This is a genomic window from Streptomyces sp. NPDC043854, assembly GCF_056436005.1.
This window is the reverse complement of the sequence record NZ_JBWKDK010000005.1, coordinates 251,211-267,549: the sequence shown is the minus strand read 5'-3', so window position 1 is coordinate 267,549 and position 16,339 is coordinate 251,211. Positions and strand designations below refer to the sequence as shown.

The following is a 16,339-nucleotide window of genomic DNA, read 5'->3' as shown; positions in this document are numbered from 1 at the left end:
ACTTGAACTCCTGGCCCGAGGCCTCGGCAATCCCCTCCACGAGGGCGAGCGGCTCTGCCCTGCCCTCGCACGTTTGGCGTACGGCCCGGGTATCGAACATGGCGACACTCGCCATCAGACCGTGGACACTCGTCCCATCTGGCTTTGCAGTTCCAGTTGCGCAGCCGGCCTGGCCGTGGGGGTGTCAGCGGGAGCCGTGTAGTGGCTCGGCCCGGTCAGCTCGTGGCCTGGCCGGTGTTGCGGAACACCTCGGTGATGAGGCCGTCCAACGCCTTCCCGAGGTCGATTTCGGCGTCCCCGGTGGTCAGCCCGGCGGTCAGGGTCCTGCTGCCGTCGGGCGTGCTGTACATCAGCGCCCCGAAGCCGCCCGGGGCGCCGCCGTTGTGGTGGACGACGGTGCCGTGGTCAGGGCCCAGGTCCTGAACGAACAGCCCCAGGCCGTAGCCGAGCGCCCCCTGCGGTGTGCGCATCTCGGCCAGCAGCGGGTCCGGCAGGAGCTTGCCTCCCAGCAGCGCGGAGAAGAACGTGTGGAGGTCCTGGGTGGTCGAGATCATGTCGCCAGCGCCGACAAGCAGGGAGAGGTTCTGGCGGGTGACGTCGGCCACCTTCCACTCGCCGGCGTCCTGGTAGCGGCAGTAGCCGTGGGCATGCGGTTCGGGGAGCTCCGGCGAGGTGCCCGGCACCACGGTGTCCCGCAGTCCGAGCGGCCGCAGGATCCGCCGCCGCATCTCCTCGGCGTACGTCCGGCCGGTGACCTTCTCCACCAGCAGCGCGGCCAGCGTGTAATTGGTGTTGGAGTAGCTCTGGTCCGTCCCCGGCTCGAACCGCGCGGGCTTGGACAGCGCGAACTCTACGAGTTCCTCCGGCCGGTAGGTCCGCAGCCGGTTGTCCACCCATTCCTTGCCCGTCGCGTCGATCCCCGGCACGAACGCCCCCTCGGGGTCGAGTTCGCCGGTGTAGTTGTACAAGCCGCTGGTGTGCTGCAGCAGCATCCGTACGGTGATCCGCTCGTCCAGGGCGAACTGGGGCAGGTGGTCGACGACCGGGCGGTCGAGCCCGATCGCGCCGTCGGCCACCAGTTGCAGCACCAGGGTCGCGGTGAAGGTCTTGGTCGTGCTGCCCACCCAGAAGTGCCCGTCCGTCGGCGGCTTCGCGGGCTCACCCAGCTCGCGCACCCCGGCGCTGCCGACCCACTCACCCCGGCCGTCGTGCACGCGCATCTGCACCCCAGCAAAGCCGGAATCGACGAACTCCTGGATGGCCTTCTGCAGCTCCGGGCGGTCCTGCCCGGCGTTGTTCGAGGCGGTGTGAAGGGACTCGCTCATGGTCATTCCTCAATCTCGCGACAGCGGGTGCGGGGTACGGATCGGAAGCGTCGGCCCGGGCGGGCGCGGGGCTGCTGGTTCAGAGGCTGCGGGCGGTGATGTCGCCGTGGGCGGTGGTGGCGCGGATGGTGAGGCCAGCGGTGCCTTCGGCGTTCTTGAGGCTGTTGTGGATGCGGCCGTAGGTGGTGCCCGCGTCGAGGGCGGCGGAGGTTCCGCGGGCGGCGCAGACGGTGATGTCGCCGGCCTGGGTGCTCAGTTCAACGGTGCCGTGCACGGCCTCGGTGACGGTCAGGTCGCCCTTGGAGGTGCTGATCTCGGCCGGGCCCCCGAGGCGGCCGACGGTGATGTCGCCGGCCTGGAGGGTCAGGCGGGCACCCGCCGTCTCGTCGAGCTTGACGGTGCCCTGCGCGCTCTCGAAGGAGACGTCGCCGAGGCGTCCGACGCCCCGGAAGTCGGCGCTGGCCGCCTTCGCCTCGACACGTGAGCCGGCGGGCAGCTGGACGGTCACCTCGACCGAACCCGAGTTGCCCAGGACCCGGTTGCTCGCCGGGGAGGCTTCGATCCGCAGGACGCCGTCGCCGTAAGCGACCGTGATCTGCTCGGCCGCCTTCATGTCGCGGCCCTTCGAGGCGTCCGCGGGCAGGACCTCGACCGTGGTGTCGTTCCGGTCGGCGGCGATGAAGCGGATGCTTCCCGCGGGGATGTCGAGGACGGTGGCGATCGGGGCGGTGGTGGCGAACTTCTGCATGATGCTCTCCTGGCTTGTCATCTTCTCGCCGGTTGTTTCCGACAACGCAAAAGCTACGTTGCGTTCGAAGAATCAGCAACGAGTTCGTTGCGCAAAATATAGATTAATGCAGGTCAAAGCCGTGATTTCGTTGCAACGACTCAGGCTATAACGCAACGACGGTCGCCTGGTTCGTTGCATTGGATTGGGAGTGAACGCTATGCGGGGCGAAGTGCCGCACCCGGTCGGCGTACGGCGCGGCCAGGGCACCCGAGGCCGTGTGCCGCGCCGTCGGTTTCCGACCCTGCGGGGCTACGGGTGGAGGGCCTTGCGGAGGACTTCGGCGAATGCGGCGGGGCGGGTGGTAAGGCAGGTGTGGGCGCCGGGGAAGTGCAGGATCTTCGTGCCGAGGCGCTCGGCCGGGAGTGCGGCCGGGCGGTAGCGCAGTTCGCCGCGCGAGTCCTGGCCGCCGGCGAGTACGAGGCGCTCCGACAGGGCCTCCAGGCGGTGGAGGTTCGGGGTGTAGGACATGAAGGCGCGCATGATGCGACCGACGAAGTACGGCCTGCCGCTGGGCATCGTCCAACCGCTGGCTGGCGCCACGCCGTCCGACGACCAGGCGAGTGGAATCCGCATCGCGTGCAATGCCGCGCAGGAGGTCCCCGAGGACCGCGGCGGCGACGTCCCGCCGGTTCGGATCGCGGTCGGTCAGCGCTTCAAGTGCCACGAACATGTCCTTCACGCGGCCACCTCGCACCGCTCCACCAGGATGCCGTTCTCGAAGCGTGCGCCGGCGCGCGACCAGGGACACCAGGTGAGCACCGGTGATCGCGCGCCATCGCGCTTGGGCGGACTCGACGAGCTTGAACACCATCGCGAGCGCCGCGGCCGGGCTGCCGGCACCGCGGGTGACCTTGGTGCGGAGCTTGACGGTAGAGAACGTGGACTCGATGGGGTTGGTGGTCCGCAGGTGGATCCAGTGCTCGGCCGGGAAGCCGTAGAACGCCAGCAGATCGTCCCGGTCTTCGGTGATCTTCGCGACGGCCTTGGGGAACTTCGCGCCGTAGGTGCGGGCGAACGCTTCGATCGCCCGCTCGGCGTGAGCGCGATCCTCGGCATTGTAGATCCGATCTCCGAGGTGCTGCCGCTGCTCTACCTGCACGGCCTGTCGTCCGGGGACTTCGTCCCGGCCCTGGAGCAGTTCCCCGTTGCCTGCTGGCCTGGCATCAACACACCGGCCGTGCACCTCGTGGCGCACTTCGGACTCACGCCTTCCTTCGAGACCGGCGCATGTACACGGGCACGCCCCCGCACGTCGACCACGCCGGATCGTTCGGCATCACGAGCCTCGAGCCCGGCTGACCTCGGACCCGGTGACCACCGCGTCGGCCGCTACATGCTCCGGCGTCATGTGTGGGCCGGGCCCGAAAGCCTCGGCGGTTCGGGGATGACGTGTCGGCGGCGGCTGTGGGAAGGAAGTGTGGCGGCGCTTCCGGCGTGGTTGTCCGACCGGGGCGCCGCCGGGTGCGATGTGCGCGCGTTCGATGCGGCATCACGGTGCCGGCGATCCGTGGTTTGCCATCCGGTACCGCTGTGGGAGGTGCCGTACCGGACGGCCGCGCGGATGAGATCAGGCCTCGCGGGAACCCTCGTACATCCCCTCGATGACCTCGGCGTGCTCGCGTTCGACGACCGGCCGTTTGACCTTGAGGCTCGGGGTGAGTTCACCGTGCTCGACATCGAGGTCGCGTGACAGCACCGAGAACTTCTTGATGGTCTGCCACCGCTGCAGGCCGCCGTTGACCCGCTGGACGAAGCCGTCGATCAGCTCGTGGACCTGTGGCGAGGAGACGATTTCGGCGTAGCTGCGGCCGCCGAGGCCGTGAGATGCCGCCCAGGGCGTGATCACGGTCTCGTCCAGGGTGATCAAGGCGGAGCAGAAGTTGCGGCCGCTACCGATGACCACCACGTTGCTGACGAACGGACAGATGGCCTTGAAACGGCCTTCGATCGCGGTGGGTGCCACGTACTTGCCGCCCGAGGTCTTGAACACGTCCTTCTTGCGGTCGGTGATCCGGACGAACCCGTCGTCGTCCACCTCGCCGATGTCACCGGTGTGCAACCAGCCGTCGCCCTCCAGCACCTCCGCGGTCTTCTCCGGGAGGTTGTGATAGCCGCGCATGACGCCGGGGCCCCGCAACAGGATCTCGCCGTCCTCAGCGATGCGGACTTCGGTGCCGGGCAGCGGCTTGCCGACCGTGCCGACCCGGTAGTCCTCGGCCGGGTTGACGATGCAGCCCGCGCTGGTCTCGGTCAGACCGTAGCCCTCGAGGACGGGCACGCCCGCGCCGGAGAAGAAATAGCCGATGTCCGGGGCGAGGGCGGCGCTGCCCGACACGCTGCCGCGCAGATTGCCGCCGAACGCCGCGCGGATCTTGCCGTACACCAGCCTGTCAGCGACGGCATGTTGCGCCGCAAGAGACAGGGGCACCCGGCGTCTCCCGGTTGCCGCCATGCTCTCCTGTCCGGTCCTGGCGCAGTCGCGGGCGACCTTCGCCGCCCACAGGAAGATCCTGTGTTTGGCGCCACCCTCCGCTCGCGCTCTGCCCGCGATGCCGTTGTAGACCTTCTCGAAGATCCGGGGGGCGGCTGCCATCAGGGTGGGGCGGACCGTGCGCAGGTTGGTGATGACGCGGTCGACCCGCCCGTCCACTGCCATCACATGGCCGGTCTTGATCTGACCGGAAATCAGAGCCTTACCGAAGACGTGGGACAGCGGCAGCCACAGAAACTGCACATCGTCGGAGCGCAGCAGACCAGCGGCCTCCTGCGCCACTGCCTGGTACGACCAGCAGTCGTGCACCAGGCGCACGCCCTTCGGTCGGCCGGTCGTGCCGGAGGTGTAGATCAGGGTGGCGAGCTGCTCCCGCCCAATGGCCCGGACCGTTTTCTCGACCGCGCCCGGGTGCTGTTCCAGGTACGCCAGGCCCCGCTTCTCCAGCTCGGCGAGAGACAGCACCTCCAGCCCCTCCACCTGCGGGATGTCCGTCCGAGGGTCGAAGAGGATCGCGTGGACCAGCTCGGGCAGGCGTTCGGTGTGGGCGACCACCTTGGCCAACTGGGCGGCGTTCTCAACGAAGATCGCCCGGCTGCCGGAGTCGGAGAGGATGTACAACGTCTCGTCGGCATTGGTGCTGGGGTACACGGCGGTGGTGGCGGCACCCGCGCACATCGCCCCCAGGTCGGCCAGGATCCACTCCACTCGGGTGGAGGAGGAGATCGCCACGCGCTCCTCGGGCTGCACCCCGAGGGCAAGCAGGCCGGCCGTGATAGCCCGGACGCGCTCGGCGGTCTGCGCCCATGTCAGCGAGCGCCACTGCTCGGTGCCGGACGTGCCGTCGTCGGCCTGCGCGGGATAGCGGTAGGCCTCCCGGTCGGGTATGGCCTCGACTCTGGAGAGGAACAGGTGCGCCACGGAGACCGGGCGGCTTTCAGGAAGGGACTGCACGGAACTCACATCGACCTCCGGGCCCGGGATGGGCACGCTCAATGTCTTGTCAACTGGCAGGTAACTCACAAGCGATGGCTGGGACTGGAGGTACGCCCGCCGACGCGTAAGGGAGGAAAGCGCTCGACAAAGCCACCCGATCGACCTCTCGGCACACCTGGGGAGCCTCCCCGCCAGGTCCCGGCGCGTCGCGACCACCGTTCGACTCGTACGGGAAGTTTCCGTCACAGGGTGAGCACGAGTTTGCCGCGGACCTGGCCGGTCTTGCTGGTCCGGTGTGCTTCGGCCGCCTTGTGCAGGGGCAGGACGTCCTGCACTTCGACGTGGACGACCCCGGTTTCGATGAGCGTGCTGATGCGGCGCAGCGCCTCGCCGTCCGGCGTGACGATCACGCGCCGCGCCTTGATCCCCGGCACGCGGTGCGCCTCGTCGAGGGGTTCCGGCAGGGTGATGAGTGTCCCGCCCGGTCGCAGCAGAGGCCACGACTCCCGCTGGGTCCGGCCGCCGACGGTGTCGATGACAGCGTGGACCGCATCGATGGTGTCCAGGCTGTCCGAGGTGCGGTCCACAGGCTCGTCGACACCGAGCAGGCGCAGGAAGTCGAGATTGCGCGGTGAGGCGGTGGCGGCGACATGTGCCCCGCGGGCTTTGGCGAGCTGTACGGCGAAGTGGCCGACCCCGCCCGCGCCGGCGTGCACCAGAACCCGCTGCCCTGAGGCCACGTTTGCGGCATCGAGAGACTGCCAGGCGGTCAGGGCCGCCAGCGGAACGGCCGCGGCCTGGGCGAACGACAGGCCGGCAGGCTTGGGTGCCACCGCCGATGCGGGCAGGACGGCGAACTCCTGGTAGGCGCCGCCGCGTGGCAGGGGCAGCATGCCGTACACCTCGTCACCGACATCTGGACCGTCCGCAGTCGCCGTGGCGACGACCTCCCCCGCCACGTCCCAGCCCAGCGCCAGCGGGAACGGGCGGTCCGTACCGACCGCACCTTCACGGAATTTCCAGTCGACAGGGTTGACACCGGCCGCCCGAACCCGCACCAGGACCTCTCCGGCCGCCGGGGCCGGTACTGGCTGCTCGGTCAGTTCCAGGACGCTTTCATCGCCGTAACGGGAGAAGACCACTGCACGCATGACACATGCTCCTTTGAAGGCGGAAATGAGCCGTTCGGCCGGGGCGGCGACGGCGATGGGTGTGTTGGGGGGAGGGGAGGGGCGGACTGGGCTCGACCGAGGACCAGAAGGGGTCCGCCGACCGGTACCCGCAAGTGCCGGGCTGCGGCACGGAGGGTGGTACTGAGAGCAGCAGGCCTGCTGGGCAGTCGGGCGTGACAGGCTCGCGCCAGTAAGGGGAGTTCTCAGAGGCCCCAGCAGCGGAGGGTGAGACGGTCGGCGGTCCGGTCATCGAACGGTCCGGAGATTCCTTCCAAACCTGAGCCCGCTCGAGCCCGCCCCGTCCCGACCCCGCTCTCCCTCAGGCTGATTCGGTGGGGGCGGAGCGGTGGCAAGGATGTGCCCGCCACAGCCTTTGCAGCACGTTTTCAGTCGTGCCCGGGAGCCGGGCGGCGCATCGCCTCCTCTGTGCCGGCGATGAGCTCGTCGAGGTAGGCGATGGCGCCGCGAGGCTGGGTGAGTGCTGCCGCTTGGCCGGACCAGAGGTTGACGAAATCGGCGAGGCCGCGGTCCGTAGCCGCTGTGCGGAGCGGGCGGGTGAGTGTGTATTGGAGCGGGTAGGGCGCCAGTTCGTTCTCGTACGCCAGGGCCTCACGGGTGAAGCGGTTGGGGATGGCTCGCGCGAGCCGCCCCGAGAAGGCGCGGGTCAGTACGGTCGTACGCGCGTCGGGGCCGTGCAGTGCGGCCCGGTGGAGGGCGCTCGCGCCGGACTCCTCGGTGGCCAGGAAACCGGTGCCGATCTGTACTCCGTCCGCCCCGAGCGTCAGCGCGGCGGCGATTCCCCGGCCGTCGGCGATGCCGCCGGCGGCCACGACAGGGATCGACACGGCCCGCGCGACCTGAGGGACGAGGGAGAAGGTGCCGACGAGGGACTCGTTGACGGGGCGTAGGAATGAGCCGCGGTGCCCTCCCGCGTCGCTGCCCGAGGCGACGACGGCGTCCATGCCCGCCGCCTCGATTGCAAGGGCCTCCTCGACGGTGGTCGCGGTGCCGATGGTCCGGATGCTCCGGCGCCGTGCCTCGTCGAGCACCCGGGCCTCGGGGATACCCATCACGAAGCTGATCACGGGCGGCTCCGCCGCGAGCAGCGCGTCGATCTGCTCCTCGAAACCGGGCGCGGGCGGCGGCTCCTCCAACTGGCTCGTCGACAGATCGAGTTCCTCGAACCACGGGCGCAGCAACTCGGCATAACGGGCCATCCGGTCACGGTCGGAAGGTACCGCGGCCTCGTCGGGGTGCGGGACCCAGAGGTTGACGGCGAAGGGCCGGGCGGTGGCGCTTCGCAGCTCACTCACGAGATCGCCGATCCCGTCCGGGGTGAGGATGTGCGCTCCGTACGAGCCGAGCCCGCCGCCCTCGGAGACGGCGGAGGCCAGCGCCACGGACGACAGTCCGCCGCCGAACGGGCCTTGCACGATGGGGAGTTCCAGGTCCATTAGCTTGGCGAACCGGCCACGGGTCCAGGAAAGCCTTCCGGCGGTCATGACAGTCGTCCTTGGAGTTGAGGGGGGGTGAGGGATGTATGGGGTTGAGGGGGTTCACCGCGCGAGGACGAGCGCCGCGCGGCCGGCCGCCTGCTGGAGGGCGGTCTCGGCCACCCGGCGTCCGAGGTGCTCGGCAGTCCGCAGGTCCGCCCCGGACGGGGCGTCGTCCGGGCCGACGTCGGACGGCGACTGGGCCATCGCGCCGAGGAAGCCGCCGAGGCGGTTCAGGTCCTCCGGGGTTCCGGTCGTGGAGTAGTCACCGCCGGGCGGCAGGCCCAGCGAGACCCAGTTCATGCCGTGCTGCGCAGCGAAGACCGCGAGGGAGACCAGGACGTTCAGTTTGTCGCCGTTGACGCCGGCGGAGTTGGTGAAGCCGGCGGCGAGCTTTCCGGCCCAGCCCTGGTTCATCCAGACCGGGGCGCTGGCCTCGGCGAAAGCCTGGAAGACGGCGGACTGGCTGCCCATGTAGGTCGGTGTGCCGAAGACGATCGCATCGGCGGCGGCCAGCGTCTCCCACAGCCGGTCGTCCGGGACGGCCACGTCACACAGCTCGGCCTGCGCTTCGGGCAGCGACCCGGCTCCGGCGGCGACTGCGCGGGCCTGGCGGGCGGTGTGCCCGTAGCCGCTGTGGAAGACAACGGCGACGGTGATGTTTTCGGGCATGGCGAAGTCCTCGCAGGTCGGATAGTCGACGGGCAGTTTTCCCGCCGCCCGACGAGACAGTAGACGACCGGTCAACTAAAAGCCACTCCAGTAGTTGACCGGGCGTATACTCATGGCCATGGGACGGACGAGCACGGCACGGGAACGACTGCTGGACGCGGCCTGCGGCCTGATGCTGAGCCGCGGTTACACCATGATCGGCGTCGCCGACATCTGCGCCCGCGCGGACGTGAAGAAGGGCAGCTTCTACCACTTCTTCGAGTCGAAGCAGGCGCTGGCCGTCGAGGCGATCAACACGCACTGGGCGGCCCAGCGGCCGGGCTGGGTGGCGACCCTGCGAGGTGACGGGCCGGCTGAGGACCGGCTGGAGCGGCTTTTCCTCGACCAGGCCTCGGCCCAGCGCGCGGCGAAAGCGGAGGGTGGCGCGGTCGACGGGTGTCTGTTCGGCAATCTGGCGCTGGAGATGAGCACCCAGGACGCGGTCGTCCAGGTTCGGCTGGCGGAGATCTTCGACGAGCAGATCGACCTGGTTCACGCCACGCTGACGGATGCGGCGGAACAGGGCACCATCCCCGCCACTGTCGCGACCCGCACCACCGCCCGCGCGGTACTCGCCCAGTTGGAGGGCATGGTCATGTTCGCGAAGCTGGCAAACGACCCCTCCGTATTGGACGGGCTGTGGGCGCAAGCCTCGCGGCTCCTGCGGAGCTGAGAAAGAGCTGGTCGGCCCCGCACCTGTGGGGATCGCGTGCGGCGCCGACGCCCATGCGGGGCGGGAACGGCCGTGTTACCGACCCACTCTTCCGTCGCGCCTGACCAGATCGGCGCGCCGTTTGTTCGCCACCGATCAATGGATCTTCTGCTGCTCCAGCCACGTGAAGACCACGGCCCTCTTGTAGAGAGCCTTGGCTTTCCTTCCGTGGCCGAGTCCGCAGTCCGTCGGGCCCGGCTTCGAAGCTTCCCTGTAGCACCGGCTCGTGGACATGTTCAGCATCGTGGCGACAGCGGACGTGTCCATGAGGACGGGCCCGACGAGACGGCATGACGGACGAGGTTCCCGCAGTCGTCGGGCGCTCTCCTCGATCAGCCGGCTGAGGACCCGCCCGGTTTCCTCCGGGTCGCAGATCCGGTGGGGGCGGATCCCGGCCCAAGACATGGGTGGTGTCGTCCTTCGAGATGATCTGCCAGTGATGCAGTTCCCCCGTTTCCCGTTTCCTGTTTGCGCCACCACTCGATCCGTGCGAACAGCCCCTCGGCTCGGGGCCGGTAGGCGACCACACAGTACGGGCCGCTCACGCGCGGGGTCGGCAAGACCGCCGGTTCGAGTCTCTCGGCGCCGGTCAGCTGGAAGACGTCCGAGTCGTCGAGGTGGCGGGGATGCCCTTGTCGGTGGTGCGGAAGACCGAGGCCAGGCCCGTGTGCCTGGCGTCCAGCCGAGTCCGAACCGGCATTTCCCTGCACCGGAGTCGCAGGTGAGGGCCAGCGTCGGCTCCACCCCACCGCGCCCGAGGCGGTGGCACCGGCGGGGAGAGTGAGGCGGTCCCGGTCGCCGGATCGGCCTGGAACCGCTCCCCATCCTGCGGATCGCACCGCCCTGACGCGAGAGGGAGAGCCAAGAGAGATCCTTGTCGGCGCCACTGTTCTCGGCGCCGGATTCCCGATCCGGTCGCCTGGCTGACGTCCGTGATCCTGACGCTCTCCCGATCCAAGAGCGGCCGGAGTCCGGGATGCGGACGGCCGGGTGGCGAACCCGGCCGCTTTCCGTGGATTGGCTCTGAGCCGGAGGTGCCTATGCCGACCACGCTGGGACGGCCGGTGTCCACCGGCATTGCGGACGGTCCGGAAGGCATGATGAGCACCACCCACACCACCCACCTGACGAAGACCGGCGAGCGCACCCACGCCATCCATGCCGGGCTGCCCCGCCCCACGGCGGGCGAACCGGCCTTCCCCGGACCGGTCTTCGCCGCGCACTACACGGTCCCCGGCGAGCCAGCTGCCTCCCCCTATACGTACGGCCGGGACGGCAACCCCACCTGGACCCTTCTGGAGGCAGCCCTGGGCGAGCTCGACGGGGACGCTGGCCGAGCGGGCTGGGCGCTGGCGCATCAGACCTTCGTCAGGGAGGTCGGCTACCCGGTGCTCGGCTTCTCGCCCTACGACCGTCAGGGGATTTCGTTCCTGCCGCCCGAGCCGATGGCCGTGCTCTCGGTCGGTGTCCACGACGACCACCACGGGTTCCCCCAGGCGGTCGAGGCCGAGCCCACTCTGTGCCGCCACGCCTTCTTCGCCGCCTACGACCCGTCCGGCATCCATGGCTACGCGCTGGCGGAGGACGGGGTGTGGTTGGTGGAGGACTCCAGGGTGGTCGAGCATGCAGGCAGCTTCACGGAATGGCTGCTGGGTGAGCTGAGCAATGTCGAGCACCGTATTGCCGGGCTTGGTTTCGGTGAGGGTGCGGACCCCGAGGCGGCGCTCGACCCCCACCGGCTGCTCGACTACTCACTCGAAACCGACTTCTTCCACCGGCCTTCCTACAGCGGGGCGGATCTGGAGCTGCACTGGGTCGAGGAGCAGTCGGGCAGCCCCTACTCCTACGGGCTGATCGACGCGGAGGGGCGGTGGCGGATCCCGAGGGGCAGGCAGTTCGTCGAGGTCCGGCCGTTCCGCGACGGGGTCGCCGAGGTGATCCTGAACGTTGAGGGCAGCTCCTACAGCGGCCCGTGGACGCGGATCGACACCGAAGGCCGGCCTGTCGACCAGTAGCGGACCGCCGGTGGCCGGCGTCGACCGTTGCCGGTGCGCCGGGTGCGAAGGAACGGTTCAGTCCTGGTAGAAGATGATCAGCCCCTGGCCTTCCGCCGCGGCGTGGGCGAAGAAGCGGGCGAGTTCCTCGTAGTGGGTCTTGTCGAAGTCCTTGCGCCGCCCCCGGTCCGGCACCAGCGCCACGCCGGCCGCTGCCATTCTGGTGGAATCGGCCCCAGCGACCAAGGCGTCGAAAGTGTGCCGGCCCAGGGCGGCGGCCAGTTCGGTCACTTCCGCAGGAGCGACACCACAAGGCTCGAACCAGTCGCCGACGTCAGCCAGAAGCCACGGCTCGACGTCGTCCGGCTGCCGGATGACCCCCTCGTCGTACTCCTTCAATCGGACTGGACTTCCCGCGTCCGAGAGCAGGAACTCGAAGAGATCGAGTGATTTCTCCGGTACGGATACGGTCGGGACATCGCTTTCGTCCGACTCTCCGTACCACTCGACCAGCCCGTGCCAGTCGTCGGCGTACCGGGTCACCTGTGCCGGAGAGAACCGGGCGTACATCAGTGCGGCGCTCATGCCCGGCATGCTATGCCAGGACGCTCGCAACAGGTCGTGCACGAGGAACCATTGCGTCTTTCCCCGGAGGGTCGAGGTCCCGTCGGCCGGGGCCCTTTGTCAGAGGGCTGTCCTACAGTCCTCACCATGACAGAAGTCCTGAGCGAACATCTCTTTGTCGTTGTCGCCCCTGCTCATGACGGTGACGCCATCGAGCGAGCGGCTGTGATCCGTGCGCTGATCGCCGACGGGGCGGATGTCTCGGTGTGCGACGAACAGGGCGCCACCCCGCTGCACCGGGCGGTGAAAGCTCCGTACGGCGCCGAGGACCCCCTGCCGGCCCTGGAGGTCGTCCGGGTGCTGCTGGAGTGCGGCGCCGATGTGCACGCCGTCGACAAGATGGGGGTCACACCTGCCGGCTGGGCCGTGGAGTACGACGACTCCGGTCCGGCGGCTTGGTCGGAGCGTTCTGTGGAGGTGCTGGCCCTGCTCATCGACCACGGCGCCCGGCTGGACGGCAAGAGCCTTTCCACCACAGGGGGTTCCCTGGCCCACCACAGTTGCGCGGCAGTGCCGCTCTACGCCTTCCTGCTCGACCACGGCGCGTTGATGGACGCGGTCGACAACCGTGGCGACACCCCGCTGCACGTGACCGTCCGCTCGCGGCGGCCGGGACTGGTGAAGCTGCTTCTGGAGCGCGGCGCCGACACCGCCGCGGTCAACGGCCTCGGCCAGACCCCGCTGGGGGTCGCCCTGCGGCTGCCGCAGCACAGCGAGACGCAGCGGGAGGCCCGCGCGGAGATCGTGGCGCTGCTCCGTGCGGCGGGAGCCCCGGCACATGTGCGGTATCCCGTGGTCGAGGGCGGGCCGCTGCCCATTGACATGGCGGCGATACGGGCGGCCGCCGAGGTGATGCGGGCAGAGCGGGCCGCGGTGTGCGAAGCCGCGGGGGTCCCCGACGACAGCGGCCGACTCTCCGAGTTCGTGGAGCGGGACTTCGACAGCTATCAGGATCTCGTCGCCGAACTGGGCGAAGGCTACGACCCTGACCAGCTGTCGCTGCTGCCCGAGCTGTGCGCCAAGGTTCTCGGCCCCACCGGCACGACGCGCACCCTGGTCGGAGACCAGCGGGTGGACCGGCCGTTCTTCCACCACGGCGATCTGGTGGTGAAGGGCGATCTGGACATCGTGGCTCCCTTCGTGCTCACCGGCTCGCTGGCGGTCGAAGGCGTGCTGGCGGACTGCGGTCCCGATTCGGTGGTGGCCGTCAGTGGCGGGGTGACGGCCCGTGGGGTGTTCACCGACGGGGAGATGTCCGTCGGCGGGGACATCGAGGCCGAGGTCGTCTACGGCTACTACAACGACAACACCCTCCAGGCGGGCACCATCCGCGCCCGCCTGGTCATCGAGGACGAGCACGCCACGATCGCGGCCGTGGAAGCGGACCTCCACTTCGACCTGGATGAATACCAGCAGGGATACGGCGACGACGTGCAGGAGCAGCTGCGCGAGCTCCTGGTGGACGATGTCTTCGCCGCCGAGGACGAGGCAGAGGGGGAGAGAATGCTCCACCACCGCTTGCTCTTCGCGCGGCTGCGCGAGGGCCTGCCCGTCTTCCGCACGGACGGGGCCCGCGCGCCCCGCTGGGCGAGCCGCTGAAACCCGGAAGCCACCGAGCCGGACGGGGCCGGTATCCGCGGACCCACGGCGGCGGGACCGTTCGCCGTCCCACCGGCCCCGTCGGCCATGCCACTTGACCAGCAGCAAGGAGCCACCACGCATGACCGACCAGGAATCCCGGAGCGCGGCCGTTGGACCACCCAGCAGCCTTGCAACGGTGCACTCACCCCCGGGGTATCGCGTCATCACCGCCGAGGAGGCTGAGGAGCGGTTCCGGGTCTCCGCCGATGTCGCCTACCCGTACGCCGACTTCACCGACGAGCAGGAGATCCGCCTGTACGAGGGTGGTCTGCACGTCGTCGGGCACCTGGAGCCCGAGCGGGACGGGGACTGGGTCCCGTACAACACCGTCGTGGACGGTGACTTGACCGTCGACGGCGACCTGGACTGGTGGGACCACGGCAACGGCAACTTCCTTGTCGTGACGGGCAGTCTGCGGGCCCGCAACGCGATCCTCGAAGGCTGCCCCAACATAGTGGTGCGCGGGGACCTGGAGGTGGCGGGCGGTATCTGTGGCTCGTACGGGGACGACGGCGGCACGCTCGCGGTGTGCGGCCGCACCCGCGCCCAGCTCGTCGTCGGGATGCTGTACTTCGGCCTGACCTTCGCCGAACAGCCACAGGCACTGCTCGCCGCCGACACCTACCGCACCAACTGCCCGGTCGACTTCGACGACGAAGAGCTGGGCGCCATCCTGCTGCCGGAACTCCTGGACGACGACGGCGAGGCCGACGCGCGGAAGATGTCGGAAGCCCTGCGCGAGGGGCGGCAGGTGCTACGCGCCGGTACGCGTCCCAGCCATGTCACCGCCCTGGAGGAGCTCGACGCCCTGCTGGACCGGGCCGAGGACGTCACCGAGCTCGACCTGTCCGGCCGGAAGCTCCGGAACTTCCCCGAGCAGCTGCTCGCGTTCCCCCAGCTCCGTGTCCTCTCCCTCGCGGACAACGCAGACCTGGGCGGCATCGACGCGCGCATCGGCCGGCTCGTCGGGCTGGAAGAACTCGACGTATCAGGAACGCGGCTGACCGAACTGCCCGCATCCATCGGTTCCCTGTCGAACCTGCGAGTACTGAACATTTCCGGCAACGACTTCAAGGCGCTGCCGGAATCCGTCGGAGACCTCGGCCGGCTGGAGGTGCTGCGCGCCGCCCATCTGACCTGCCCGCTCCCGGAATCGCTGGACCGGCTGCGGTCACTGCGCGAACTGGACCTGTCCCGTCTGCACCAAGGGCCCTACTACTCCGACACCCTGGTCGCACTGCCCCCGGTCGTGACCCGGCTGACCGGACTGCGCTCCCTCGACCTGTCCGGCACCTGGCTGGCGACCGTCCCCGACGAGTTGCTGAACCTGACGGAGCTGGAGGAACTGAACCTCAACGACTCCCTGTCCGCCAGGCTGACGCGCCTGCCCGAGCTGGCCCGGCTGCCCCGCCTGCGCGTCCTGCGTCTCAGCGGCAACGCCCCCGGATCCGACCAGCCCCCGCCCCGCCGGGACCTGCTCACCGGAATCTGGGACATCACCACCCTGGAACGCCTGGAGATCGACCGCTGGGGCAAGGAGTCCTTTCGCGGAAGGAAGGCACGCACCGCCTTCACCGCCCTGCCCGACGATGCGTTCGCCCGTATGCCGAACCTCCGGTACGTCGATCTGTCGGTCAACGAACTGACCGGGCTCCCCGAGTCGTTCTTCGAACTGAGCCAGCTGGAGTTCGCGGGCCTGCAGTACACAAGGCTCGACCGGGCGACGCTGGAGCGGCTGCGCGCGACGTTTCCACGGACCCGGCTCGACCTGCGGGACATCGCCGCCAAGAGGGTCGTCCACGACCCGAACTGGCAGACCGTTCACGCCCTGGTCAGGACCGGCGCCGAGAAGCTGTCCGCCCGAGCTCACGCAGAGGCCGTCACCGCCCTCGAGGAAGCCGTCACGCTCTGCGTCCCGGGTGCGTGCTACGCCGACTACGACCAGCTCTACGCCCACTACGGACTGGTCGACGCCCTCGGCCACCTCGTTGATGACGCTCCGGACTCCGACCGCCCGGAGCTGACCGCCGAGCTCATCCGCCACGCCGAGCAGGCGCTGTCCCTGATACCCGACCAGATCTGGCACTTCACCGACGAGGGCGCCTTCCAGGAGGAGGCCAAGCGCCGCGCCGGCAACGCCCTGGGCTGGCATCTGCTGCACAGCGGCGAACCGGAGCGCGCCCTGGCCGCCGTCGAACAGGCACTGTCGGTTGCCCCTGGGCCGGAGTACGACTTCGTCCGCGACACCCAGGTCCGCATCCTGCTCGCCCTCGGCCGCACCGACGACGCCTACCGGGTGGCCGATCAGGTCCTCGTCCGTGACCCTTCCTTCGAGGACTTCACCGACATCGCGGCCCGGCCCGAGTTCCAGCGGTGGCGCCAGGCCCAGCGCATCCACCAGACCCTCGGAGGCAGCCGATGACGCAGGGACGTTTCAAAGTCCTGGTGAT

Annotated in this window: 13 protein-coding genes and 1 pseudogene; 4 read left to right on the top strand and 10 right to left on the bottom strand. The window is 69.4% G+C overall.

Annotation, left to right across the window (positions count from 1 at the left end; translation table 11 throughout):
- Nucleotides 1-215: 215 nt before the first annotated feature.
- The 8 genes and pseudogenes from AC068A_RS07665 to AC068A_RS07630 all read right to left on the bottom strand — a co-directional run bounded on the left by AC068A_RS07665 (nucleotide 216) and on the right by AC068A_RS07630 (nucleotide 8,879).
- Nucleotides 216-1,325: a serine hydrolase domain-containing protein gene (locus AC068A_RS07665; protein WP_478582085.1), complete on the bottom strand. Its 1,110-nt coding sequence runs from the start codon at nucleotides 1,323-1,325 to the stop codon at nucleotides 216-218.
- 79 nt (nucleotides 1,326-1,404) lie between these two features.
- A complete protein-coding gene (locus AC068A_RS07660) occupies nucleotides 1,405-2,073 on the bottom strand; it encodes a DUF4097 family beta strand repeat-containing protein (RefSeq protein ID WP_478582083.1) in 669 nt (222 codons plus the stop codon).
- Nucleotides 2,074-2,364: 291 nt separating this feature from the next.
- On the bottom strand, nucleotides 2,365-2,583 hold the full coding sequence (locus tag AC068A_RS07655) for a hypothetical protein (protein WP_478582080.1): 219 nt from the start codon (nucleotides 2,581-2,583) through the stop codon (nucleotides 2,365-2,367).
- 207 nt (nucleotides 2,584-2,790) lie between these two features.
- A pseudogene (locus AC068A_RS07650) lies at nucleotides 2,791-3,178 on the bottom strand (transposase); the annotation flags it as partial.
- A gap of 504 nt (nucleotides 3,179-3,682) precedes the next feature.
- Complete coding sequence (locus AC068A_RS07645) at nucleotides 3,683-5,569, bottom strand: AMP-dependent synthetase/ligase (protein ID WP_478582078.1); 1,887 nt, start codon at nucleotides 5,567-5,569, stop codon at nucleotides 3,683-3,685.
- Nucleotides 5,570-5,784: 215 nt separating this feature from the next.
- Complete coding sequence (locus AC068A_RS07640; protein ID WP_478582075.1) at nucleotides 5,785-6,693, bottom strand: NADP-dependent oxidoreductase; 909 nt, start codon at nucleotides 6,691-6,693, stop codon at nucleotides 5,785-5,787.
- A 407-nt stretch (nucleotides 6,694-7,100) separates the two neighbouring features.
- On the bottom strand, nucleotides 7,101-8,216 hold the full coding sequence (locus tag AC068A_RS07635) for an NAD(P)H-dependent flavin oxidoreductase (protein WP_478582073.1): 1,116 nt from the start codon (nucleotides 8,214-8,216) through the stop codon (nucleotides 7,101-7,103).
- Nucleotides 8,217-8,270: 54 nt separating this feature from the next.
- The gene (locus tag AC068A_RS07630) at nucleotides 8,271-8,879 is read right to left on the bottom strand and encodes a flavodoxin family protein (protein ID WP_478582070.1); all 609 of its coding nucleotides are present in this window, start codon (nucleotides 8,877-8,879) and stop codon (nucleotides 8,271-8,273) included.
- A 118-nt stretch (nucleotides 8,880-8,997) separates the two neighbouring features.
- On the opposite strand from AC068A_RS07630, the gene AC068A_RS07625 reads away from it, so the two are divergent.
- Entirely contained in the window at nucleotides 8,998-9,591 is a 594-nt protein-coding gene (locus tag AC068A_RS07625) for a TetR/AcrR family transcriptional regulator (RefSeq protein WP_478582068.1), read from the top strand.
- 135 nt (nucleotides 9,592-9,726) lie between these two features.
- On the opposite strand, the gene AC068A_RS07620 is transcribed toward AC068A_RS07625, so the two are convergent.
- Nucleotides 9,727-10,035 (bottom strand): hypothetical protein, encoded by a 309-nt coding sequence (locus tag AC068A_RS07620; RefSeq protein WP_478582066.1) that lies wholly within the window; start codon nucleotides 10,033-10,035, stop codon nucleotides 9,727-9,729.
- 695 nt (nucleotides 10,036-10,730) lie between these two features.
- Here AC068A_RS07620 and AC068A_RS07615 point away from each other — a divergent pair.
- Entirely contained in the window at nucleotides 10,731-11,645 is a 915-nt protein-coding gene (locus AC068A_RS07615) for a WG repeat-containing protein (RefSeq protein WP_478582144.1), read from the top strand.
- 57 nt (nucleotides 11,646-11,702) lie between these two features.
- Here AC068A_RS07615 and AC068A_RS07610 read toward each other — a convergent pair whose 3' ends face one another.
- Complete coding sequence (locus AC068A_RS07610; protein ID WP_478582063.1) at nucleotides 11,703-12,209, bottom strand: DUF1877 family protein; 507 nt, start codon at nucleotides 12,207-12,209, stop codon at nucleotides 11,703-11,705.
- Nucleotides 12,210-12,335: 126 nt separating this feature from the next.
- Between AC068A_RS07610 and AC068A_RS07605 the strand changes: the two genes are divergently transcribed.
- Both AC068A_RS07605 and AC068A_RS07600 read left to right on the top strand, forming a co-directional pair.
- Complete coding sequence (locus tag AC068A_RS07605; protein WP_478582060.1) at nucleotides 12,336-13,847, top strand: ankyrin repeat domain-containing protein; 1,512 nt, start codon at nucleotides 12,336-12,338, stop codon at nucleotides 13,845-13,847.
- Nucleotides 13,848-14,025: 178 nt separating this feature from the next.
- Complete coding sequence (locus AC068A_RS07600; RefSeq protein ID WP_478582057.1) at nucleotides 14,026-16,311, top strand: leucine-rich repeat domain-containing protein; 2,286 nt, start codon at nucleotides 14,026-14,028, stop codon at nucleotides 16,309-16,311.
- Nucleotides 16,312-16,339 lie beyond the last annotated feature (28 nt).